At 67.1% G+C, this 20,354-nt stretch carries 20 protein-coding genes; 10 read left to right on the top strand and 10 right to left on the bottom strand.

Translation table 11 applies throughout. The features are described 5' to 3' along the window. Nucleotides 1-170: 170 nt before the first annotated feature. The 3 genes from BDI24065_RS26185 (at nt 171) to BDI24065_RS26175 (ending at nt 2,195) form a co-directional block, all read left to right on the top strand. Nucleotides 171-1,028: a class I SAM-dependent methyltransferase gene (locus BDI24065_RS26185; protein ID WP_175033710.1), complete on the top strand. Its 858-nt coding sequence runs from the start codon at nt 171-173 to the stop codon at nt 1,026-1,028. Beyond that, nucleotides 1,025-1,585: a GNAT family N-acetyltransferase gene (locus BDI24065_RS26180; protein WP_175033709.1), complete on the top strand. Its 561-nt coding sequence runs from the start codon at nt 1,025-1,027 to the stop codon at nt 1,583-1,585. Before BDI24065_RS26185 ends, BDI24065_RS26180 begins: the two co-directional genes overlap by 4 nt. 109 nt (nt 1,586-1,694) lie before the next feature. After that, entirely contained in the window at nt 1,695-2,195 is a 501-nt protein-coding gene (locus BDI24065_RS26175) for a DUF523 domain-containing protein (protein WP_438820036.1), read from the top strand. Between the two features lie 92 nt (nt 2,196-2,287). Here the strand turns inward: BDI24065_RS26175 and pcaF are convergent, their stop codons facing one another. Further along, nucleotides 2,288-3,490, bottom strand: a complete 1,203-nt coding sequence (gene pcaF / locus BDI24065_RS26170) for a 3-oxoadipyl-CoA thiolase (protein ID WP_175033707.1) — start codon at nt 3,488-3,490, stop codon at nt 2,288-2,290. A 226-nt stretch (nt 3,491-3,716) separates the two neighbouring features. On the opposite strand from pcaF, the gene BDI24065_RS26165 reads away from it, so the two are divergent. Beyond that, nucleotides 3,717-4,505 carry an IclR family transcriptional regulator gene (locus BDI24065_RS26165; RefSeq protein WP_175033706.1) on the top strand — a complete coding sequence of 263 codons (789 nt, stop codon included), beginning with the start codon at nt 3,717-3,719 and terminating at the stop codon, nt 4,503-4,505. A gap of 21 nt (nt 4,506-4,526) precedes the next feature. On the opposite strand, the gene BDI24065_RS26160 is transcribed toward BDI24065_RS26165, so the two are convergent. From BDI24065_RS26160 to BDI24065_RS26145, 4 genes are all read right to left on the bottom strand, one after another. Then, nucleotides 4,527-5,597 (bottom strand): PDDEXK nuclease domain-containing protein, encoded by a 1,071-nt coding sequence (locus BDI24065_RS26160; RefSeq protein ID WP_175033705.1) that lies wholly within the window; start codon nt 5,595-5,597, stop codon nt 4,527-4,529. 349 nt (nt 5,598-5,946) lie between these two features. Continuing rightward, nucleotides 5,947-7,068, bottom strand: coding sequence for a porin (locus tag BDI24065_RS26155; protein ID WP_254609867.1), 1,122 nt, complete (start codon nt 7,066-7,068; stop codon nt 5,947-5,949). 40 nt (nt 7,069-7,108) lie between these two features. After that, complete coding sequence (locus BDI24065_RS26150; RefSeq protein WP_175033704.1) at nt 7,109-8,458, bottom strand: MFS transporter; 1,350 nt, start codon at nt 8,456-8,458, stop codon at nt 7,109-7,111. Nucleotides 8,459-8,671: 213 nt separating this feature from the next. Beyond that, a complete protein-coding gene (locus BDI24065_RS26145) occupies nt 8,672-9,652 on the bottom strand; it encodes an amidohydrolase family protein (RefSeq protein WP_175033703.1) in 981 nt (326 codons plus the stop codon). Between the two features lie 142 nt (nt 9,653-9,794). On the opposite strand from BDI24065_RS26145, the gene BDI24065_RS26140 reads away from it, so the two are divergent. Continuing rightward, a complete protein-coding gene (locus BDI24065_RS26140; protein ID WP_175033702.1) occupies nt 9,795-10,742 on the top strand; it encodes a LysR family transcriptional regulator in 948 nt (315 codons plus the stop codon). 177 nt (nt 10,743-10,919) lie between these two features. Here the strand turns inward: BDI24065_RS26140 and BDI24065_RS26135 are convergent, their stop codons facing one another. Together BDI24065_RS26135 and BDI24065_RS26130 are read right to left on the bottom strand one after the other, a co-directional pair. Then, nucleotides 10,920-12,035, bottom strand: a complete 1,116-nt coding sequence (locus BDI24065_RS26135; protein WP_175033701.1) for a succinylglutamate desuccinylase/aspartoacylase family protein — start codon at nt 12,033-12,035, stop codon at nt 10,920-10,922. A 60-nt stretch (nt 12,036-12,095) separates the two neighbouring features. Next, nucleotides 12,096-12,869 (bottom strand): transporter substrate-binding domain-containing protein, encoded by a 774-nt coding sequence (locus tag BDI24065_RS26130; protein ID WP_175033700.1) that lies wholly within the window; start codon nt 12,867-12,869, stop codon nt 12,096-12,098. Between the two features lie 136 nt (nt 12,870-13,005). On the opposite strand from BDI24065_RS26130, the gene BDI24065_RS26125 reads away from it, so the two are divergent. Then, on the top strand, nt 13,006-13,926 hold the full coding sequence (locus BDI24065_RS26125; RefSeq protein WP_175033699.1) for a LysR family transcriptional regulator: 921 nt from the start codon (nt 13,006-13,008) through the stop codon (nt 13,924-13,926). Nucleotides 13,927-13,967: 41 nt separating this feature from the next. Here the strand turns inward: BDI24065_RS26125 and BDI24065_RS26120 are convergent, their stop codons facing one another. Then, nucleotides 13,968-15,299 (bottom strand): MFS transporter, encoded by a 1,332-nt coding sequence (locus BDI24065_RS26120; RefSeq protein ID WP_175033698.1) that lies wholly within the window; start codon nt 15,297-15,299, stop codon nt 13,968-13,970. Nucleotides 15,300-15,357: 58 nt separating this feature from the next. Beyond that, on the bottom strand, nt 15,358-16,548 hold the full coding sequence (locus BDI24065_RS26115) for a M20 aminoacylase family protein (RefSeq protein WP_175033697.1): 1,191 nt from the start codon (nt 16,546-16,548) through the stop codon (nt 15,358-15,360). Between the two features lie 184 nt (nt 16,549-16,732). Here BDI24065_RS26115 and acuR point away from each other — a divergent pair, with 184 nt between their 5' ends. The 3 genes from acuR (at nt 16,733) to BDI24065_RS26100 (ending at nt 19,058) form a co-directional block, all read left to right on the top strand. Beyond that, nucleotides 16,733-17,371 carry an acrylate utilization transcriptional regulator AcuR gene (acuR, locus tag BDI24065_RS26110; RefSeq protein ID WP_175033696.1) on the top strand — a complete coding sequence of 213 codons (639 nt, stop codon included), beginning with the start codon at nt 16,733-16,735 and terminating at the stop codon, nt 17,369-17,371. A gap of 45 nt (nt 17,372-17,416) precedes the next feature. Then, nucleotides 17,417-18,400 (top strand): acrylyl-CoA reductase (NADPH), encoded by a 984-nt coding sequence (gene acuI / locus BDI24065_RS26105; protein ID WP_175033695.1) that lies wholly within the window; start codon nt 17,417-17,419, stop codon nt 18,398-18,400. A gap of 79 nt (nt 18,401-18,479) precedes the next feature. After that, nucleotides 18,480-19,058 carry a peroxidase-related enzyme gene (locus BDI24065_RS26100; RefSeq protein WP_175033694.1) on the top strand — a complete coding sequence of 193 codons (579 nt, stop codon included), beginning with the start codon at nt 18,480-18,482 and terminating at the stop codon, nt 19,056-19,058. Nucleotides 19,059-19,100: 42 nt separating this feature from the next. Here the strand turns inward: BDI24065_RS26100 and BDI24065_RS26095 are convergent, their stop codons facing one another. After that, complete coding sequence (locus BDI24065_RS26095; RefSeq protein WP_175033693.1) at nt 19,101-19,535, bottom strand: winged helix-turn-helix transcriptional regulator; 435 nt, start codon at nt 19,533-19,535, stop codon at nt 19,101-19,103. A 111-nt stretch (nt 19,536-19,646) separates the two neighbouring features. Between BDI24065_RS26095 and BDI24065_RS26090 the strand changes: the two genes are divergently transcribed. Beyond that, the gene (locus BDI24065_RS26090) at nt 19,647-20,267 is read left to right on the top strand and encodes an FMN-dependent NADH-azoreductase (RefSeq protein WP_175033692.1); all 621 of its coding nucleotides are present in this window, start codon (nt 19,647-19,649) and stop codon (nt 20,265-20,267) included. The last annotated feature ends 87 nt before the right edge of the window (nt 20,268-20,354 follow it).

The raw sequence follows: 20,354 nt of genomic DNA, 5'->3' as shown, positions 1-20,354 counted from the left end.
CCGACGCCATGATTTCGATCAAATAATCCGGCAATATTCGCCGCGCGCATTCATCCATATGTCACGCCGCACCGCCCAGCCGCGCCGCACGGCATGGCAATGCCGTCGGCCGTTGCACGCGGCGAAACGATTCCGTCTATCCTGCTCCATTCAACCAGCATTCGAATTCAATGAAAAAGGCATTGCACGAACTGAATCGGCTGTCCTGGAATACGGCGACAGTCGCGCATAACAGCCATAAAGGCGATCAGGCCGCATTTTTCCGCGCGGGCGGCTCGACACTCTTTCCGGAAGAACGCGAACTGCTCGGCGACATCAGCGGGCTGCGACTCCTGCACCTGCAGTGCAACGCGGGGCAGGACACGCTGAGCCTCGTGCGCGACGGCGCGGATGTGACGGGCGTCGACATCTCAGACGAAGCGATCGCCTTCGCACGGCAACTGTCGGCCGACGCGGGCCTGCCCGCACGGTTCGAGCGCGCCGACGTGCTCGACTGGATGCCCGAGGCCGCCGCCCGCGGCGAACGCTTCGATCGCGTGTTCACGTCGTACGGCGCGATCTGCTGGCTGTCCGACCTGAACGCGTGGGCGCGCGGGATCGCCGCGCTGCTCGCGCCGGGCGCACGTTTCGCGATGGTCGAGTTCCATCCGTTCGCGCTGTATTTCGACGAACACTGGACGCCGCACTACGACTATTTCAAAGGCGACGCGACCGAGGAGCCGGCGGGTGTCGGCGATTACGTCGCCGCCTCCGGCACGGGGCTCGGCGCGCAGCACGACCATCCGGGCGTCGTCGATTTCGCGAACCCGCATCCGAGCTACGAGTTCATGTGGGGCATCGGCGAGGTCGTGAACGCGCTCGTATCGGCCGGGCTCGCGATCGACCGCCTGACCGAATATCCGTATGCGAACGGCTGGAAGGGCTTCGACGGCATGCGCGAGCTGGACGGCCATCGGATGGTGCCGCCCGACGGCATGCCGCGCCTGCCGCTGATGTATGCGATCGCCGCGCATCGGGAGGCCGCATGACGCGCCGCACCGCCGCCGAACGCGATGCGCTTTCCGCTCGCCCGCTCGCACGCGACGAAGTGCCGCTCGTGTGGACCATCGACCGGCGCGAGATCATCGAACACCTGTATGTGCTGCGCGACGGCGCGCTGCATCTCGTGCCCGAGTTCTACGACGTCGCGGGCTGGCCCGACGGCGAAGCCGACCACTACACGCCGATCCTGCTCGACTGTCACGATCGCGGCGGCTGGTGCGTCGGCATGTTCGACGGCGCGCGGCTCGTCGCGGCGGTCGTCGTCGACAGCCAGCCGCTCGGCCCGCACCGCGACATGCTGCAGTTGAAGTTCCTGCACGTGAGCCACGACTGGCGCGGCTGCGGGCTCGGCGAGCAGCTCTACCACATGGCCCGTGAGCAGGCGCGCGCGATGGGCGCTGCACGCCTGTACGTGTCCGCGACGCCGTCGCAGAACACGATCGACTTCTACCTGCGGCTCGGCTTCACGGTCAGCGCATCGCCCGACCCGGCGCTTTACGCGCTCGAGCCGGAAGACATTCATCTGGAAGGGCCGACCGTCTGACGCACCGGCACGCGGGTGCGGGGTAGAATTTCCCGCTTTGCCACGGCAGCCATCGGCCGTCGCGGCATCACGGAGAGCGAAATTGCAGAACGAAGCGCAGCCGCAAGCCATGCCGAAGATCCTCGTCAGCATGTGCGTGGTCGGTCATCCGGTCCGTTACAACGGTTCGGCCAAGACCGCCGCGCACGAGGCGCTGGCACGGTGGCAACGCGAAGGGCGCCTCGTGCCCGTCTGCCCCGAACTGGCCGGTGGCTTCAGCGTGCCGCGCCCGCCCGCCGAAATCGCCGGCGGCGAATCGGGGCAGCGGGTGCTGTCCGGCGCCGCGCGCATCGTCGACGTGAACGGCACCGACGTGACGGCACCGTTCGTGTCCGGCGCGCACACCGCGCTGGCACTCGCGCGCACGCACGATTGCCGCTTCGCGATCCTCGCGGACGGCAGTCCGTCGTGCGGCAGCACGTTCATCTATGACGGGAGTTTCGAGAACCGGCGGCACGCGGGCGCCGGTGTCACGGCGGCGTTGCTGCGCGAGCACGGGATCGAAGTATTTGCGGACACCGAGATCGACGCGCTCGATGCGCGTCTCCAGCAGTTGTCGCAGGCCGGTTAACGACGATGCGCGGCACGAGAACCCTCGTGCCGCGCATCGCTTATAAAACCGGGAAGCGGCGCATGCCCTGCCGCTTCGCCGTGTGACGCGGGTCAGACGCGTTCGATCGCGATCGCGATGCCCTGGCCGACGCCGATGCACATCGTGCACAGCGCAAAGCGGCCGTTCGTGCGATGCAGCTGGTACATCGCGGTCGTCACGAGACGCGCACCCGATGCGCCAAGCGGATGGCCCAGTGCAATCGCGCCGCCGTTCGGGTTCACGCGCGGATCGTCGTCGCCAACGCCGAGCATGCGCAGCACCGCGAGACCTTGCGATGCGAACGCCTCGTTCAGCTCGATCACGTCGAACTGGTCGATCGTCATCCCGAGCCGCGCGAGCAGCTTCTGCGTGGCCGGCGCGGGGCCGATGCCCATCACGCGCGGCGCGACGCCGGCCGTAGCAATCCCCAGCACACGTGCGCGCGGCGTCAGGCCGAAGCGCTTCGCGGTTTCTTCGTTCGCGAGCAGCAGCGCGGCGGCGCCGTCGTTGACGCCCGACGCATTGCCGGCCGTCACCGAGCCGTCCGGGCGCACGACGCCCTTCAGTTTCGCCAGCGTTTCGAGCGACGTCTCGCGCGGATGCTCGTCACGCGACACGACCACCGGATCGCCCTTCTTCTGCGGAATCGTGACCGCTACGATTTCCTCGGCGAGCGTGCCGTCCTGCTGCGCGCGCGCGGCCTTCTGCTGGCTGCGCAGCGCGAACAGGTCCTGGTCGGCGCGGCTGATGTTGTAGTCGACCGCGACGTTCTCGGCCGTCTCCGGCATCGAATCGACACCATGCAGCTGTTTCATCAGCGGATTGACGAAGCGCCAGCCGATCGTCGTATCGTAGATGTCGGCCTGGCGCGCAAACGCGCTCGCGGCCTTGCCCATCACGAACGGCGCGCGCGTCATGCTCTCGACGCCGCCCGCGACCATCAGCGCGGCCTCGCCGGACTTGATCGCACGGGCGGCCACGCCGACCGCATCCATCCCGGAACCGCACAGGCGGTTGATCGTCGAACCCGGCACGCCCTGCGGCAGCCCGGCGAGCAGCGCCGACATGCGCGCGACGTTGCGGTTGTCCTCGCCGGCCTGGTTCGCGCAACCGTAGATCACGTCGTCGATCGCCGTCCAGTCGACGTCGCGGTTGCGCTCGACGAGCGCCTTGAGCGGCACCGCGCCCAGGTCGTCGGCGCGCACGCCGGACAGTGCACCGCCGTAACGCCCGATCGGCGTACGGATCGCATCACACAGAAAAGCTTCGGTCATCAGTGTCTCCGGTCCCAGGAAGGCTGGGGAATGAACAGGGCGCCCCCCTTGCATTGCCCGTCGGGATGCGCTTAAATGTTCTATATACGAACATAAGATCGTGTATCGAACGTTCAACGCATCATAGGGAGTGCGGGGACGACCTGTCAAGCGCCCGGTCCACCGTGCGGTTGGCGTGTCAGGCCCCATGCGCTATCTTCTCGGCTGCACGATATTCCAGGCGCTCATGACAACCGAAGACACTCAGACGAAACCCGGCGACTCCTATGTCCAGTCGTTCGCGCGCGGCCTCGCGGTCATCCGTGCGTTCGACGCGGCCCGTCCGGAGCAGACGCTCACCGAGGTCGCCTCGGCCACCGGGCTCACGCGCGCGGGCGCGCGCCGGATCCTGCTCACGCTGCAGACGCTCGGCTACGTCGAGGCCGACGGCCGGCTGTTCCGGCTCACGCCGAAGATCCTCGAGCTTGGCTTCGCGTACCTCACGTCGATGCCGTTCTGGAATCTCGCCGATCCCGTGATGGAGCAGTTGTCCGCGCAGATCCACGAAAGCTGCTCGGCGGCCGTGCTCGACCGTACCGAGATCGTCTATGTGCTGCGCGTGCCGACCCGCAAGATCATGACGATCAACCTGTCGATCGGCAGCCGGCTACCCGCGTACTGCACGTCGATGGGCCGCGTGCTGCTGTCCGCGCTCGACGATGACGCGCTCGACGAGACGCTCGCGCAAAGCGGCATCCGCGCGCATACGCCGCGCACGATCACCGACCTCGGCGAACTGAAGGCGGCAATCGCACAGGTGCGCCTGCAGGGCTGGGCGGTGGTCGACCAGGAACTCGAAGTGGGCCTGATGTCGTTGTCCGCGCCGATCCGCAACCGGCGCGGGCAGATCATCGCGGCGATGAACATCAGCGGCAACGCGCAGCGGCATACCGCAAAGCAGATGGTGAAGGAGTTTCTCGGGCCGCTGCAGCAGGCCGCGCAGACGGTGTCGGAGCTGGTGGCGCGGCGGGGGTGAGTGAACGCAGCGCGGAATGCATCAGGACGTGTTCCGCGCCGCGCTACGCGGCCTGATCTGCGACCGTGCCCGTTGCATCGCTTGCTGCAGTCGCTCCGTCAGCACCGCACGCGGCGGCAAAGCGGTCAGGTACTCCGCAACGTGGATCCCTGACTTGTCCAGTTCCAGCAGTTCGATCTGCTCTGATTTCTTTCCGGTGCAGAGGATGATTCCAAGGGGCGGTGCCTCATCCGCCTCTCGCTCGTGCCGGTCGAGCCAGCGCAGATACAGTTCCATCTGCCCCTTGTACGCGGCCTTGAAATCGCCGACCTTCAACTCGACCGCAACCAGCCGCCGCAATTTTCGGTTGTAGAACAGCAGATCGAGGTGGAAATCCTCGTCGTCGATCTGGATGCGCTTCTGCCGGGCGACGAAAGTGAAGCCTGCGCCAAGCTCCAGCAGAAAGGACTCCATTTCGCGGATGATCGCTGTCTCGAGGTCGCCCTCCTGCCACGTGTCGCGCAGACCGAGGAAATCGAGAATATATGGATCGCGCATGATCAGGCTGGGCGACAGGCGTTGTGCGTCTCGCATCGTCGCCAGTTCCTCCGCAATCAACGCATCCGGCTTCCGGGAGAGTGCGGTGCGTTCGTACAACATCGAATCGATACGTTCGCGCAGCGTCCTGACGCTCCAGCGTTCCACGCTGGCCATCTGCGCGTAGTAGTCACGCTGGCGCGGGTCCTTGAGCGGAACCAACGCAACGAAATGCGTCCAGCTCAATTGTCGTATCAGCGATACGACAATCCGCTCGTCCGGAAACGTGACGGCAAATTGCACCATGCGACGAAGATTCTTCACGGCGAAGCTGCCGCCGTAGTCTTTCGTCAATTGCGTGGCCAGCGTCGGAAGCACTTCCTCACCATAGTCGGCCCGCTTACCCGCCAGGACCTGGGTATGGACGAGTTGGCCGATGCGCCAGTAGAGCATCGTCAGCTCGCTGTTCACCGCCGAGGCGGTACGCTGTCGCGCCGCGTCGATCAATGCCCGGATGTCACCCAGCAGCGTTTGCGTCGCGACTGGCGACGCAACGACAACCTTGCGTCGGGTCATGCTGTTGCCTCCTCGATATACCGCCGACCCGCCATCGTTCGGTGCCTGCTCGCCGCCCACTCGAGTGCGCCGACATGAGCCCAGTGCTGGATCGGCGTCGCAGTGAAATGAAAAACGGGCAGCATCGGCTGCCCGCACACGCTGATTGCCTTGCAACGTTCTGCTCACGGAACCCGGAGCAAACGCCGAGCCACCCAATTTAGTGACACGCAAAAGCCCGGTCAATTTGACGGGAACGAAACTGCGCCGAGCTTGTAGGACACCCCGCCGCACATGCGACGAACAGCGGCCCCTTGCGTACCGGCATCGTGCCCGTCACACGTCCGAGTGATGCACCGACCGTCACCACTCAAAACAGATGATGAATCCCGGCCACGATCGCGAGCTGCCGCTGCGTACCCGACGCGCCGACCGCGAAGATCGCGGCGCGTGCCGCCGCACTCCCCGTTGCCTGCTGCGCAACCGCATGCAGGTAGACCTGCGTGCGCTTCGACAACGCATGCACGTCCCCGAGCGAAGCCGACAGATAGCGGCGGCCGATGAACGACGTCGTCGACATCCCGCCGGCCACCGCATTGGCCGGCGTCGCCTGCCACGTGGCGCCCGCGTCGAACGTGCGATACGAATCCGTCTGCGCGCCGGCCTTCAACCTCACATAGGTGTACAGCGCGTGCAGCCGCACGTTGCCCCAGTCGTAGCGAGCGCCGATGCCCGCGTTCTCGACCTTGTCCGCCACGTACGACAGTGCCGGGCGCCCCTGGAACGTCGACAGGCCGAGGCCCGCGGTCGTATCGCCGAGCATCGGGCCGAGCGCGCGGTCGTGCTCGTTGACGTAAGCCGCAGCCAGCCCGAACGATCCGTTCACGTAATCGATGCCCGCCCCCGCGATGCGTCCGCTCGAAAAATTGCCGGGCACGCCGCCGAACCCGAACAGCAGCCCGACCCTCACCCCGTACAACGCGGGCGAACGGTACTTCACGACGTTGCTCTCCTGCGCCGACGTCGTCTCGACCAGCCCGTCGAGGTTGCCCGGGTGCGCCGCGATCAGGTTCGACGACTGAAAGCCGTTGCCCATCGGCGCGAGCCAGTCGTAGTTGAACGCGGTCTGCTGGCCGAGCGTGATCGTCCCGGCCCGCTCCGACGACAGCCCGACATACGCCTGCCGGTTGAACAGCGTGCCGCTGCGCATCAGCGCGCCCGTGTTGGTCGCAAAACCGTTCTCGAGCCGGAACACGGCACGCCAGCCGGCGCCGAGTTCCTCGTTGCCGAGGAAGCCGATGCGGTCGGGCTGCATCACGCCCTGCAACATCGCGGCTTGCGGGCCACCCGCACGATTGTTCACATACGCGACGCCGGCATCCAGGCTGCCGTACAGCGTCACGCTGCTCTGTGCATGCACGGCGCTTGCGGCCGCTGCATTCAATACCGCGAAAGTCATGGCCGCGCGGCGGCGGCGTGCCGACATCTGCATCGGGGTCTCCTCGTTGTATGGGGAATGCGCTCGCGCGCGCTTATTCGGCGGCTTTCGCATAGCCGCCCGCACGGGCGTAACGCAGCCCCATCGCACCGATCGCGACGGCGGCACAGACGATCGGCACGATCAGCATCATGAAGACGCCCGACAGCCCCATCGCGCTCGCCATCACCAGCGCGCCGACGAACGAGCCCGCGATCGCGCCGAGCCGGCCGACACCGAGCGCCCAGCTCACGCCCGTCACACGGCTGCCGGTCGGATAGAAATCGGCCGCGAGCGCATTGGCCCCGGTTTGCGAACCGGCGACGCCGAAACCGATCCCGAAGATGCCGATGCACAGCGACGGCAGGTCGTCGTAGCGCCACGCGACGAGGAACACGCAGAGCGCGCCGGCGAGATAGGCGGCCACCAGCACCGCGTAGGCGTTGAAGCGGTCCATCGCGCGCCCGAGCAGGATCGCGCCGACCGTGCCACCCAGCTGGAACATCGCGGTGACGATCGCCGCCTGCGCGAGATCGAAGCCTGCTTCGCGAAACAGGCTCGGCAGCCAGTTGGTGACGAGATAGACGATCAGCAGGTTCATCCAGAACGCACACCACAACGCGAGCGTGCCGAACCGCAGCGGCCGCGCGAACAGTTGCGACACGGGCGAGCGCGCCGCGACGCTCGCCGGCTCGTCCGCGACGAAGCGCTGCGTGCCGTCCGGCGCATCGGGCGACATGCGGCGCAACACGGCCGAGACCTGCGCGGCCGGTGCGCGCCGATGAATCAGGAAGCGGATCGATTCGGGCAGCGCGGCGATCATCACGAGCCCGAGCGCAATCGGCAGCACGCCGCCGATGACGAACATCGCATGCCAGCCGTAACGCGGAATCACGTGCGCGGCGATGAACCCCGCCGCCGCGGAGCCGAACGTGAAGCCGCAGAACATCGTCGTGACGACCAGCGCACGGCGGGCGCGCGGGCTGTACTCGGACGTCATCGCGATCGCGTTCGGCATCGCCGCGCCAAGGCCGACACCGGTGAGGAAGCGCAGCGCCGTCAGCGAATGAATCTCCGGTGCGACCGCACACAGCGTGCTGAACAGGCCGAACGACAGGACCGACCCGACCAGCAGGCGCTTGCGGCCGAGCCGGTCGCCGAGCGGCCCGGCAAAGAACGCGCCGACCGCGAGGCCGACCAGCCCGGACGCCAGCAGCAACGTGATGCCGGTCGTGCCGGCATGCCAGTCGCTGCGCAACGCGGGCACGACGAAGCCGATCAGCGCGGTATCGAGCCCGTCGAGCGCGACCACGGCGAAACACTGCAAGGCAATCGCCAGCTGAAAACGTGAGAACGGCAGCGCGTCGGTCCAGCGCTGCACGTCGAATGCGGGGGTGGGTTGCAAGAGGGTGTCTCCTTCGTTTTGTCCTGGCTGGCCGGACGGCCCGTGCACCGGGCGCGGCGGACGATGCGGCACGCCCGTCTGCTGCGGCCGTTACCGATCGTCCCGTTCAATTTCAATGACTCATTCGTACTGCGAATTCGATTCGATACCGCCGAACCGGGCGCCGCCACACATCGACGGATTGTTCCGACGAATCGGCGGCGCCCGTTCGGCTCAGGCCAGCCGGAACAGCCGCTTCGCGTTGTCGCGCCCGATCTTCTCCCGGTCGTTGTCGCCGATCTCGGCAGCGTCGAACCACGCGCTCGCCTCCTCCATCGATTCGAACGGATAGTCGGCCGAGAACAGCACGCGGTCGCTGCCGATCTCGTCGATCGCGTTGCGCATCGCGATCGTGCGGAAATTGCCGCTCGTCGTCACATGGAAGTGCGCGCGGAACGTATCGATGAAGGATCGTTTCGCCTTCACGCCCATCGGGTTCTTGCCGTTCGGGGACGCCCAGTGCGACGTGCGCCAGATGTTGTGCAGCGCGAGCTCGCCGAGATGGCCGAGGATCACGGCCAGGTTCGGGTGTTCGTCGAACAGGCCGCTGCCGATCAGGCGAAGCGCATGCACACCCGTTTCGCGTGAAAACTCCCACGCCGGCCCCATCAGCCACGGATGGCCTTCGATCGCCAGTTGCTGGCTCGGCAGCGGATTGCGCGGGTGCAGGTAGAACGGCACGTCGAGCCGCGCGACCTCGGCCCAGAACGGCCGGTATTGCGGGAGGTCGTAGTAGGTCGCGTTGTCGGCGTGGCCGATCTGCGAGAAGCCGTTGACGAGCGCGCCCTTGAAACCGAGTTCGGTCACCGTGCGCGCCAGCTCGCGCGCGGCGGCGTCCGGGTCCTGCAGCGGCAACGCCGCGAACGCGCCGAAGCGGTCGGGCCGGCGCGCGACCTGTTCGGCCAGCAGGTCGTTCGCGCGCCGCGCGACGTCGATCGCGCGGCCCGTGTCGGTGATCGCCTGGACGGCCGGCGCGTTCAGCGACAGGATCGTGTAGCCGATCCCGCACGCATCCATGCGCTCGACGCGCTCCTCCTGCACGTCGAGCAGCTGACGGCGTCGCGCCGGCCAGATGTCGGCGGTAAAGTAGTGCTCGGAATCGCCGATCGTGTCCGGCGTGGCAAAGTGCTCCTCGAGTGCGATCTTGTCCCGCATGCTGCCTCCTGTGATAACCGGGCCGCCGCGCCACCGTGGCGCGGCGTATCGGAACCAGCATAGGAGGGCCGCGGCGCCCTGTTAAATTGCGGCGTTGAATACCGTCATTCACGGCATCTATGCCCGCCTACCGACCGACGCGATGGAACACGACCCCGACCTGCGCAACATCGACCTGAACCTGCTGCTCGTGTTCGACGTGCTGTACCGCACGCGCAGCACGACGCGCGCGGCCGACGCGCTGCACCTCACGCAGCCGTCGGTCAGCAACGCGCTGAAGCGGCTGCGCACGCTGTTCGACGACGCGCTGTTCGTGAAGACGGCCGACGGCATGCAGCCCACGCCGCGCGCGGACGCGATCGCGGCACGCGTCGACGAGGGGCTCGCCTCGCTGCGCACCGCGCTGCAGGCCGGCCGCGCCTTCAATCCGGCCACGTCGACGCGCACCTTCCGCCTGTACACGAGCGATCTCGGGCAGGCGATCTTCATGCCGCCGCTCGTCGCGCACCTGCGCCAGGTCGCGCCCGGCATCCGGATCGTCACGGCCGATCCGCCGCTCGATGCCGCGCAGCAGATGATGAAGCTCGGGCAGATCGACCTCGCGCTCGGCATGTTCACCGGGCTGCATGCCGACTTCCATCAGCAGCGGCTGTTCCACGAAACCTACGTCGCGCTCGTGCGCAACGACCATCCGACGATCGGCGCGACGCTTACCGCCGAGCAGTTCTTCGCGGCCGACCATGTGAGCTACACGCCCACGGCCGGCAGCCACGCGCACTTCGAGGCGGCGCTCTACGCGCTGTCGCCGCATGCCGGCAGCACGCGCCATGTCGTGCTGCAGCTCGCGCATTCGTTCGGACTGGAACGCATCGTGTCGTCGAGCGACCTCATCGCGTGCATTCCGAGCCGCCTCGCCCGCGAGCTGGCGCGACTGCAGGACGTGCGCGCCGTCCCGTTGCCGTTCGACACCACGCCGGCCGACATCGCGCAGTTCTGGCATGAACGCTATCAGCGCGACGAAGGGCATCAGTGGTTGCGCACGCTCGTCTACGACCTGTTTCACGACCTTCGCCACAGCGCGTTGCCGTAGGCGCACCGCAAAAAAAACGGGCAGCCCAGGGCTGCCCGTATCAACTCCACTCTGTTGCAACGTTCTTCTCACGGAACACGGAGCGAACTCCGCGCCGCACAATCTAGTGATGCGCGGCACCGTGGTCAATTTGACGGGAACGAATCTGCGCTCCCAGCCTGTAGGACAGCGCACCGCTCACGCGCCGAGCAACATCCCCTTGCGCACCGGCACCGTGCCCGTCACGCGACCGAGCGGTGCGCCGGCCGTGACGAACCGGATCGCGCGGCGCATGTAGAACACGCCGTCGGTCCCGCTCGAGATCGTCGTGATTGCGTCCGTCAGCGGATCGACGATATCGAACAGCGGATCGCCGGCGCGGATCGTCGCACCGATCGCCGCGCGGTGCACGAGTATCCCGCTCACCGGCGCATAGAACTGTTCGCTGCCCGCGAGCGGCGTGGCCGGCGCCGCGAGCGGCGGCAGCGGCACGCGCTCGCCCTGCACCGCACCGCGCCACACGAGATAGTCGACGAGCGCATCGGCATCGCGTTCCGCGTATTCGTACGTCACGTCGCGCTGGCCGCGGCACTCGACCGTCACGGCCACGGTGCCGGCCGCCATCGGCGTGCCTGCCGGCAAGTGCTGCCGCAATTGCGACCACAGCAGGTGATGCGCATCGTCGAACGCATGCCCGCCCGAATCCTCGGCGAGCAGCGACACCTCCGCGCCGAGATAACGTGCGAGCGGCTCGACTTCAGGCCACGCGGTATCGCTCGTGTACACGTGCATCACCGCTTCGAGCGAACAATGCAGGTCGATCACCACATCGGCGTCGAGCGACAGCTTCAGCAGCGCGAGCTGCAGCGCGTCGAACTCGGTGCGCGGCGCGATCTCGTCGAGCGCGGCGCCGACGCATTCGCGCACGATCGCGCGATTGCGTTCGCCGTCGTCGCCGAGCCGGTCGCGCGCACGCGCGGCAATTTCCGCGAGCGGCAGGAAGCCGCGATTGAAGTTGCGGCCGCTCGCGAGGTCGAAACGACCGATGAATTGCCCGAGCAGATGATGATTGAGGCCGACCGGGTTCGCGACCGGCACGAGCACGATCTCGGCCGCGAGCCGGCCTTCGGCATCGAGCTGCGCGAGCCGCTGCTTCAGCACGAACGCCGCGAGCATCGCGGGCGTCTCGTCCGCGTGCAGCGCGGCCTGCAGGTAGATCTTGCGGCCGGTGTCGGCCGGCCCGAAATGAAAGCTCGTCAGCGTGCGCTGCGTGCCGATCGACGGCGACAGGAGCGGCGTGGTGCGAATCTGCATCGATGGTCTCGAACGAAATGAAAACGAAGAAGCGGGTGAAACGGCGAGGTCGCGCGGCGCTCAGTCGCCGTACGGGTTGAAGTCGAAATACTTCTTCGAGATCCGGTCGTACGTGCCGTCCTTCAGCATCGACGCGATCGCGCCGTCGATCGACGCCTTGAGCGCCGTATCGGACTGCCGCATGCCGATGCCGACGCCGCGATCGCCCATGTCGAGCGGCGCGCCGACGAACGCGAAGCCCTTGCCCTTCGGCGTGCGCAGGAAGCCGTAGTCGGCTTCCACGGTGCCGAGCAGCGCCGCGTCGAGGCGGCCGTTGACGAGATCGGCGAACACGTCGTCCTGGCTCTTGTACGGCACCACGCCGACGCCGGCCGGCGCCCAGTGCGCGAGCGCCCACGATTCGAACTGCGTACCCGACTGCACGCCGACGCGCTTGCCGGCCAGCGACGCGGTCGTGCTGTCGACGCCGCTCCCGGGCCGCGCGACGAGCCGCGACTTGAAGCGGAACAGCTTCGACGAGAACAGGATCTGCTTTTCGCGCTTCTCGGTGATCGCCATCGACGACAGGATCGCGTCGATCTTGCGCGCCTGCAGCGCGGGAATCATCCCGGAGAATTCGAGCTCGACCCACTGGCAGCGCAACTGCGCGCGGCGGCAGATCTCGTTGCCGAGATCGACGTCGAAGCCCTTCAGGCTGCCGTCGGGCGCCTTCGAATCCATCGGCGGATAGGTCGGATCGATACCGAGGCGCACGGGGCGCGCATCGAGCGCGTGCGCGGCGCTGGCCGCGAACGCAAGGCATAGGGAAACGAGCGGAAGGAAGGTGCGTTTCATGGTCGACGAAGGGCGGGACGATGGGCAAACGGCACGAGCCGGACTGCCTGCGATCGTAGTGCGCACGCGCCGCCGCCGGAATCGCCCGCTGCCTTATCATGATCACTTTTCCCGATCACCGGCCTCGCGCTTGCCCATGGCGTTCACGCTCTCCCAGCTCCGCATCTTCCAGGCCGTCGTCGAGCACGGCAGCCTGCGCGCCGCCGCACGCGCGCTCGATCTCGCGCAGAGCGGCGTCACGCAGCAGTTGCAGAGCCTCGAGGCAACGCTCGGCGCGACGCTGTTCACGCGCACCAATCGCGGGATCGTGCCGACGGCCGTCGGCCAGCGACTGCTCGCGCGCTCCGGTTCGATCCTCGGCGAATGCGAACAGGTCGAACGGGAAATCCGGCAACTGAGCGGCGCGTACGAAGGCACGGTCACGCTGGGCCTCGTGGCCGAACCGCTGATCGACGCGTTCGCGCCTGTGCTGAGCGCGTTCCGCGCGCGCTTCGACAAGGTCGACGTGCACCTGCGTACCGGCACGTCGCGGATGATGATCGGCTGGTTGCGGGAAAGCGCGGTCGATTTCGCGATCGCGCTCGTGGCGAAGCAGACCGACACGACCGATCTCGCGGTCACGCCGCTGCGTGCTTCAGCGCCGGTGGTCGTGTGCCGCAACGGGCATCCGGCGATGCACGCGCAATCGCTCGCCGAACTGGCCGACTACGCATGGGTGTCGACGCGCTCGCCGAACCTGAGCGTCGATCCCGTCGTCAACCGGCTGCTCGCGTACTTCGACGTGCATGGCCTGCCGCCGCCGAAGATTCTCGCCACGGTCGAAGGGATGTTCGAGACGCTGCAGCTCGTTACGCAGACCGATTGCCTGTCGCTCGAAACCGAAGCCGTGACGCGGCACGGGCCGTTTGCCGGCGCGCTCGCGAAGGTGCCGGTGCGCGAACAGGCCGAATCGCAGGACATCTGCCTGCTGCAACGCGCGGCCGTCCCGCTGACGCCGGCCGCGCAGGAACTCGCGACGATGCTCGCGTCGTACCTGAGGGTGGTGCGCGGGCGGTAAGCGCGTAGTGCCGCCTGCCGTCCGCGGTGCTGCGCCGCGCGTCAGTCCATCGAATCCCGCGCCGTCTCGCGCAGCATCGCCACCGCGATCAGCGACAGCACCACGCACGCGGCCACGTAGCCGGCCGGCGCGAGCTTGCTGCCGGTCGTCTTCACGAGCCAGGTCGCGATCAGCTGCGCGGTGCCGCCGAAGATCGTCACCGCGAGCGCATACGCGATCGAGATGCCGGTTGCGCGCACGTGGCGCGGCAGCGACTCGCACATCAGCGCCATTTCCGACGCCGAGCCGAGCGAATAGAACAGCAGCATCAGCGCGGTCAGCGGCAGGATCACCGACAGCGTCGGGTGATGGTTCATCAGCCAGAACGCCGGGAACAGCAATACGACCAGCACGCCGCGGCCGACGAAGATCGGCAGGCGCCGGCTGCCGAGCTTGTCCGACAGCCAGCCGAACAGCGGGCACGTGACCAGCATCACGCAGCCCGATGCGACGCCGACGAACATCGACAGCTTCATCGGCAGGCCGAGCGTGTGGATCGCGTAAGTCGGCATGTAGAACGTCAGGATGTAGGTCGACACCGTGCCGCCCATCACCGTGAGCATCAGCAGCACCACCGTGCGGGTGTGCTTCGAGAACAGCTCGTGCAGCACGCCGCGTTCGATGCCGTGATGGCTGTCGCCGGGCGCGTCGTCGGCGAGCCGGCGGCGCAGATACATGCCGACCGGCGCGATCAGCACGCCGACGAGGAACGGCAGCCGCCAGCCCCAGCTCTCCAGCGCGTCCTTGGTCATCGTGTTCGACAGCAGCGCCGCGAAGCCCGAGCCCATCAGCGCGGCACCGCCCTGCGTCGCGAGCTGCCAGCTCGCGCGGAACGCGCGGCGCGACGTGCCGCCCTGTTCGAGCAGCGTCGTCGTCGCCGCGCCGAATTCGCCGCCCTGCGAGAAGCCCTGCATCAGCCGCGCGAACACGACCAGCAGCGGCGCGGCCACGCCGACCTGCGCATACGTCGGCGCGATCGCGATCAGGCCCGTGCCGAGCGCCATCAGCATGATCGTCAGGTTCAGCGCGGCCTTGCGCCCCCTGCGGTCCGCGTAGACACCGAGCACGACACTGCCGAGCGGCCGCGTGAAGAAGCCTGCCGCGAACGTCGCGACCGACAGCAGCAGCGACGTGGTCGGGTCGCTCGACGGGAAGAACAGCTTGCCGATCAGCACCGCGAAGAAGCCGTACACGGTGAAATCGAAGAACTCCAGCCAGTTGCCGATCACGGCCGCCGCGATCGCGCCGCGCCGCGTGACGGCCGGCGCACCTGGCGTGCTGGTTTCGGCGGCCCCCGTCGACGCGGGGTGCAGCGCGAGATGGTCTTTCTGCATCGTTATCGTCTCCTCTCAATGCGGCCGGAAGCGCCGGCCGCTCGCCCCGCCGCCGGCATCACCGCCCGAGGTAACGCTCCACGAGACGCGTCCAGTACGCCGCGCCGATCGGCAGGTTGCGATCGTTGAAGTCGTATTTCGGGTTGTGCACCATGCAGCCGTCCTCACCTTCGCCGTTGCCGAGCCGCACGAACGAGCCCGGCCGCTGCTGCAGCATGAACGCGAAATCCTCGCTGCCCATCAGCAGGTCGGTCTGCTCGACCACGTGCGCATCGCCGACGAGCTCGCGCGCGACCTGCGCGGCGAAATCCGTTTCGGCATCCGTATTGACGACGACCGGATAGCCTTCGATGTACTCGACGTTCGCGGTTGCGCCGTAGCTCGCGGCCTGCGTTTCGGCCAGCTCGGTGATGCGGCGCTTGAGCAGCGCGCGCACGTCGGGGCTGAACGAGCGCACGCTGAGTTCGAGACGCGCGCCGTTCGGGATCACGTTGTTCGCGGTGCCCGCATGCATCGAGCCGACCGTGACGACCGCCGGCTGCGACGGATCGACGTTGCGCGCAACGATCGTCTGCAGCGCCATCACGATGCTCGCCGCGACGACCACCGGGTCGACCGTCAGGTGCGGCCGCGCCGCGTGGCCGCCGACGCCTTCGATCGAGATGATCGCCTTGTCGCCGGCCGACATGAACGGGCCGCGCCGCGTGAGGAACACGCCCGGCGCCGCGCCCGGATGGTTGTGCATGCCGAACACGGCATCGCACGGGAAGCGTTCGAACAAACCGTCGTCGATCATCTTCTTCGCGCCGCTGTCGACGCCGTGCTCTTCCGCCGGCTGGAAGTACAGGTGCACGGTGCCGGAGAAGTTGCGGGTCTTCGCGAGGTGCTGTGCGGCGCCGAGCAGCATCGTCGTATGGCCGTCGTGGCCGCACGCGTGCATCTTGCCGTGCGTGCCGCTCGCATAGGGCAGACCCGTCGCCTCGATGATCGGCAGCGCATCCATGTCGGCGCGAATGCCGATGCTGCGCGTGCCGTCGCCCACGCGCAGCGTGCCGACCACACCCGTCTTGCCGACCCCGCGCGTCACCTGCCAGCCCCACTGTTCGAGCTTGTCGGCAACGAGCGCGGCCGTGTCGTGCTCCTCGTACGCGAGTTCGGGGTGGTGATGGATGTGGTGACGGATCTCGCGCAATCCGCCGGCGGCGGGCATCAGATCCTCGACTTCGGTGAATCGGGTATCGCTGGTCATCAAGGGGCTCCTGCTGTTTGTCTGCGCACGCAACGGGTGCGTGCGGGAAAGCGAGCCACTATAGCGAGCCGATATCGGTTCAATAAGATGCGGAATTTTTCACCGCGATAAGGTTTTTTAATCAGGGTTAGTGCGGACATACGTGACCCGTTGATTTTTGAGACGAACGGTCTATTATTCGCACATGGACGTTCGAACTGATCCGCCTCGCCGTCGCGGCAGGCCACCGAAACAGCACGAGGACCTCGTCGCCACGCGGGACATGCTGTTGCGCACCGGGCTGGAAGTGCTCACCGAAAAGGGCTTCTCGGCCACCGGGCTCGACGAGATTCTCGGGCGTGCCGGCGTGCCGAAGGGCTCCTTCTATCACTACTTCGACAGCAAGGAAGCGTTCGGCCTCGAACTGATCGCCCGCTATGCCGACTTCTTCGCGCGCAAGCTGGACCGTCATTTCAGCGATCCGGCGCGCTCGCCGCTGCAGCGCGTACGCGCGTTCGTCGACGATGCCCGCGACGGCATGGCCCGCTACGCGTACAGCCGCGGCTGCCTGATCGGCAACCTCGGGCAGGAAATGGGCGCGCTGCCCGAAAGCTTCCGCGAACGCCTGCGCACCACGTTCGAGGACTGGCAACGCCGCCTCGCCGAATGCCTGGCCGTCGCGCAGCAAGCCGGTGAACTGGCCGGGTCGGCCGATCCCGCCGAGCTCGCCGCATTCTTCTGGATCGGCTGGGAAGGCGCCGTGCTGCGCGCGAAACTGGAGCGCAGCGACACGCCGCTGACCCTGTTCGCGCAGTTTTTCTTCAATGGACTGCCCCGCCGCTGAATTTTTTTGCCATTAACTAGACGATCGGTCTAGAAAGGAGGACACATGTTTCAAGGCATCGTGATCGACAGGCATGAAACCGGCCAGCAGGCCCGGCTCCAGACGCTGGACGACGCGCAGTTGCCCGCGGGCAACGTGACGGTACGCGTGGGCTATTCGACGCTGAACTACAAGGACGGGCTGGCGATCACCGGCAAGAGCCCGGTGGTCCGCAAGTTCCCGATGGTGCCCGGCATCGATCTGGTCGGCGAAGTCGACGAGAGCACGCACCCGGACTATCGCCCCGGCGATCAGGTCGTGCTCAACGGCTGGGGCGTCGGCGAAACACACTGGGGCGGCCTGGCGCAGAAAGCCCGCGTCGATGGCGACTGGCTGGTGCCGCTGCCGTCCGCCTTTTCGCCGCAACAGGCGATGGCCATCGGCACGGCGGGCTACACCGCGATGCTGTGCGTGATGGCACTGGAGCGGCATGGCGTGCGCCCGGATGACGGCGAGATCGTGGTGACCGGCGCGGCAGGCGGGGTGGGCAGCGTCGCTACCGCTATCCTCGCCAAGCTGGGATACCACGTGGTCGCGGTGACGGGCCGCCCCGCCGATGCCGGCTACCTGCGTCAGCTCGGCGCGACAGAGATCCTGGAGCGGTCGCAATTCAGCGAGCCCGGCAAGCCGCTGGGCAAGGAGCGCTGGGCCGGCGCGGTCGACGTGGCGGGCAGCCACGTGCTCGCCAACGTGTGCGCGACCACGCGCTACCGCGGCGTCGTGACGGCCTGCGGCCTGGCCGCCGGCATGGATTTCCCCGCGACCGTCATGCCGTTCATCCTGCGCGGCGTCACGCTCGTCGGGATCGACAGCGTCATGTGCCCGCGCGCCGATCGCCTGGCGGCATGGCGCCGGCTCGCGTCCGACCTCGACGTCGAGAAGCTGGGCGCGATCAGCCACCAGGTCGGCCTGGGCGACGTCATCCCGCTTGCGGAGGAATTGATCAACGGCAAGGTGCGCGGCCGGATCGTCGTCGACGTCAACGCTTGACGCCGCCGACGACCACCCGCGTTTGTTATTTCGGACGGCGGCTCGCGCAGCGAGCGCGCCACTTTATCCAGGAGACCTCATGACTGCCGCAAACAGTGCCCCCATCAGCCGCTTTCCCGTGCCCGCGCTCGCAGATTTGCCCGACGACATTCGCGAACGCATCACGACCGTCCAGGAAAAGTCGGGCTTCATCCCGAACGTGTTCCTCACGCTTGCCCATCGCCCGGACGAGTTTCGCGCGTTCATGGCGTACCACGACGCGCTGATGGACAAGCCGGGCAACCTGAGCAAGGCCGAGCGCGAGATGATCGTCGTGGCCACCAGCAGCGTGAACCAGTGCCAGTACTGCGTGATCGCGCACGGTGCGATCCTGCGCATTCGGGCGAAGGATCCGCTGATTGCCGACCAGGTCGCCACCAACTACCGCAAGGCCGATATCACCGCCAGGCAGAAGGCGATGCTCGACTTCGCGATGAAGGTGTCGCAGGCCGCGCATCTGGTGGGAGAAGCCGACTTCGATGCGCTCAAGTCGCATGGTTTCGTCGAAGAAGACGTGTGGGACATCATGGCGATCTCGGCTTTCTTCGGCATGTCCAACCGCATCGCGAACGTGACGAACTTGCGGCCGAATGCGGAGTTCTACGCGCTCGGGCGCTGAGCGCACGCGACGTTCGGGGGCGCGGCGGCCGCGTCGCGCCCCCTATCGACGCCGGTAAACCACGCCCTCGCCCGGCTCCGGCGTCGCGTCGGCCGCCTCGTCGAAACGCTCGCGCGCTTGCGCGATCGGCTGCTTGTTTTTCTCCGCCCACATGACGAGCGCCATCACGGGCTCCAGCAGCGTTTCGCCGAGCGGCGTGAGCGCGTAGTCGACGCGCGGCGGAATCGTCGGGAACACCGTCCGCGTGACCAGCCCGTCGCGCTCCAGCCCGCGCAACGTCAGCGTCAGCATGCGCTGCGAAATCCCTTCGATCTCGCGTTTCAGCTCGTTGAAGCGCCGCGAACCGTCGTTCAGCGTCGCGATGATGTAGAGGCTCCATTTGTCGCCGATCCGGTCGAGGATCTGGCGTGTCGCCTGGCAGTCGTTGTCGCTGGGTCGGGGCATGGTGGCGGGAACATCGATGTGACTGGGGCACAACCCTGTGCGTTCTTGTGGTGCCTGGGCGCGAACCCTAGCATTCCACATGCATTTCGGTAACTTAGTTATCAAAAGTTACCTGGTTCTCATCTTATCCCGAAAGGAACGCTCATGAGCCGCATCCTGCTGATCACCTCCAGCCCCCGCAGCACCGACAGCCTGTCCACGCGCTTCGCGCACGACCTCGCGCGACAACTCGCGGCGCGCGACGCAAGCAGCGCCGTGACCTTGCGCGATCTCTCCACCGATCCGCTGCCGCATATCGACGACGCATACATCGTCGGCCGCATGCTGCCGCCGGATGCGCGCAGCGCCGAACAGGCGCAAGCCGTCGAGCTCGCGCAAGCGCTGATCGATGAACTGCGCGCCGCCGACATCGTCGTGATCGGCTCCGCGATGACCAATTTCGGCCCGTCCACGCAGCTGCGCGCGTGGTTCGACCGCGTGATCTGGCCGCAGGTCACGTTTCGCTATGGCGAAAGCGGCGTCGCCGGCACGGTGGAAGGCAAGCAGGTCTATCTGGTCACCGCCAGCGGCGGCGTCTTTTCGGAAGGCCCGTATGCGCCCTTCGACTACCAGTCCGGCTATCTGAAGCATCTGCTCGGGTTCATCGGGATGACCGACATCCGCGAAGTGCGCGTGGAAGGCACCGTATTGGGTGCCGATGCGGTGCAAGCAGCGATCGCGAAGGCCGGGCAGGAATTGCAGGCGCTGGTGGAACAGGCTGGTTGATATAGCGGCAGCGCCCGTCAATTGCATGGGCGCTGCCGACCGATGCCTGCGCGCAGGTGCACGCGCCGCCATCGGTCAGCCGTTCAA

It is taken from the genome of Burkholderia lata, assembly GCF_902499025.1.
GTDB classification, from domain to species: Bacteria; Pseudomonadota; Gammaproteobacteria; order Burkholderiales; family Burkholderiaceae; genus Burkholderia; species Burkholderia lata_C.
This window is presented reverse-complemented; position numbering and strand designations above follow the sequence as displayed.

What these genes read in the sequence shown, in the direction of transcription:
- BDI24065_RS26100 (WP_175033694.1), top strand. Translation starts at nt 18,480, where the DNA reads ATGACTGCCGCAAACAGTGCCCCCATCAGCCGCTTTCCCGTGCCCGCG.
- BDI24065_RS26160 (WP_175033705.1), bottom strand. Translation starts at nt 5,597, where the DNA reads ATGACCCGACGCAAGGTTGTCGTTGCGTCGCCAGTCGCGACGCAAACG.
- BDI24065_RS26175 (WP_438820036.1), top strand. Translation starts at nt 1,695, where the DNA reads ATGCCGAAGATCCTCGTCAGCATGTGCGTGGTCGGTCATCCGGTCCGT.
- BDI24065_RS26120 (WP_175033698.1), bottom strand. Translation starts at nt 15,299, where the DNA reads ATGCAGAAAGACCATCTCGCGCTGCACCCCGCGTCGACGGGGGCCGCC.
- BDI24065_RS26155 (WP_254609867.1), bottom strand. Translation starts at nt 7,068, where the DNA reads ATGCAGATGTCGGCACGCCGCCGCCGCGCGGCCATGACTTTCGCGGTA.
- BDI24065_RS26185 (WP_175033710.1), top strand. Translation starts at nt 171, where the DNA reads ATGAAAAAGGCATTGCACGAACTGAATCGGCTGTCCTGGAATACGGCG.
- BDI24065_RS26115 (WP_175033697.1), bottom strand. Translation starts at nt 16,548, where the DNA reads ATGACCAGCGATACCCGATTCACCGAAGTCGAGGATCTGATGCCCGCC.
- BDI24065_RS26165 (WP_175033706.1), top strand. Translation starts at nt 3,717, where the DNA reads ATGACAACCGAAGACACTCAGACGAAACCCGGCGACTCCTATGTCCAG.
- BDI24065_RS26140 (WP_175033702.1), top strand. Translation starts at nt 9,795, where the DNA reads ATGGAACACGACCCCGACCTGCGCAACATCGACCTGAACCTGCTGCTC.
- acuR (WP_175033696.1), top strand. Translation starts at nt 16,733, where the DNA reads ATGGACGTTCGAACTGATCCGCCTCGCCGTCGCGGCAGGCCACCGAAA.
- pcaF (WP_175033707.1), bottom strand. Translation starts at nt 3,490, where the DNA reads ATGACCGAAGCTTTTCTGTGTGATGCGATCCGTACGCCGATCGGGCGT.
- acuI (WP_175033695.1), top strand. Translation starts at nt 17,417, where the DNA reads ATGTTTCAAGGCATCGTGATCGACAGGCATGAAACCGGCCAGCAGGCC.
- BDI24065_RS26130 (WP_175033700.1), bottom strand. Translation starts at nt 12,869, where the DNA reads ATGAAACGCACCTTCCTTCCGCTCGTTTCCCTATGCCTTGCGTTCGCG.
- BDI24065_RS26145 (WP_175033703.1), bottom strand. Translation starts at nt 9,652, where the DNA reads ATGCGGGACAAGATCGCACTCGAGGAGCACTTTGCCACGCCGGACACG.
- BDI24065_RS26135 (WP_175033701.1), bottom strand. Translation starts at nt 12,035, where the DNA reads ATGCAGATTCGCACCACGCCGCTCCTGTCGCCGTCGATCGGCACGCAG.
- BDI24065_RS26090 (WP_175033692.1), top strand. Translation starts at nt 19,647, where the DNA reads ATGAGCCGCATCCTGCTGATCACCTCCAGCCCCCGCAGCACCGACAGC.
- BDI24065_RS26125 (WP_175033699.1), top strand. Translation starts at nt 13,006, where the DNA reads ATGGCGTTCACGCTCTCCCAGCTCCGCATCTTCCAGGCCGTCGTCGAG.
- BDI24065_RS26180 (WP_175033709.1), top strand. Translation starts at nt 1,025, where the DNA reads ATGACGCGCCGCACCGCCGCCGAACGCGATGCGCTTTCCGCTCGCCCG.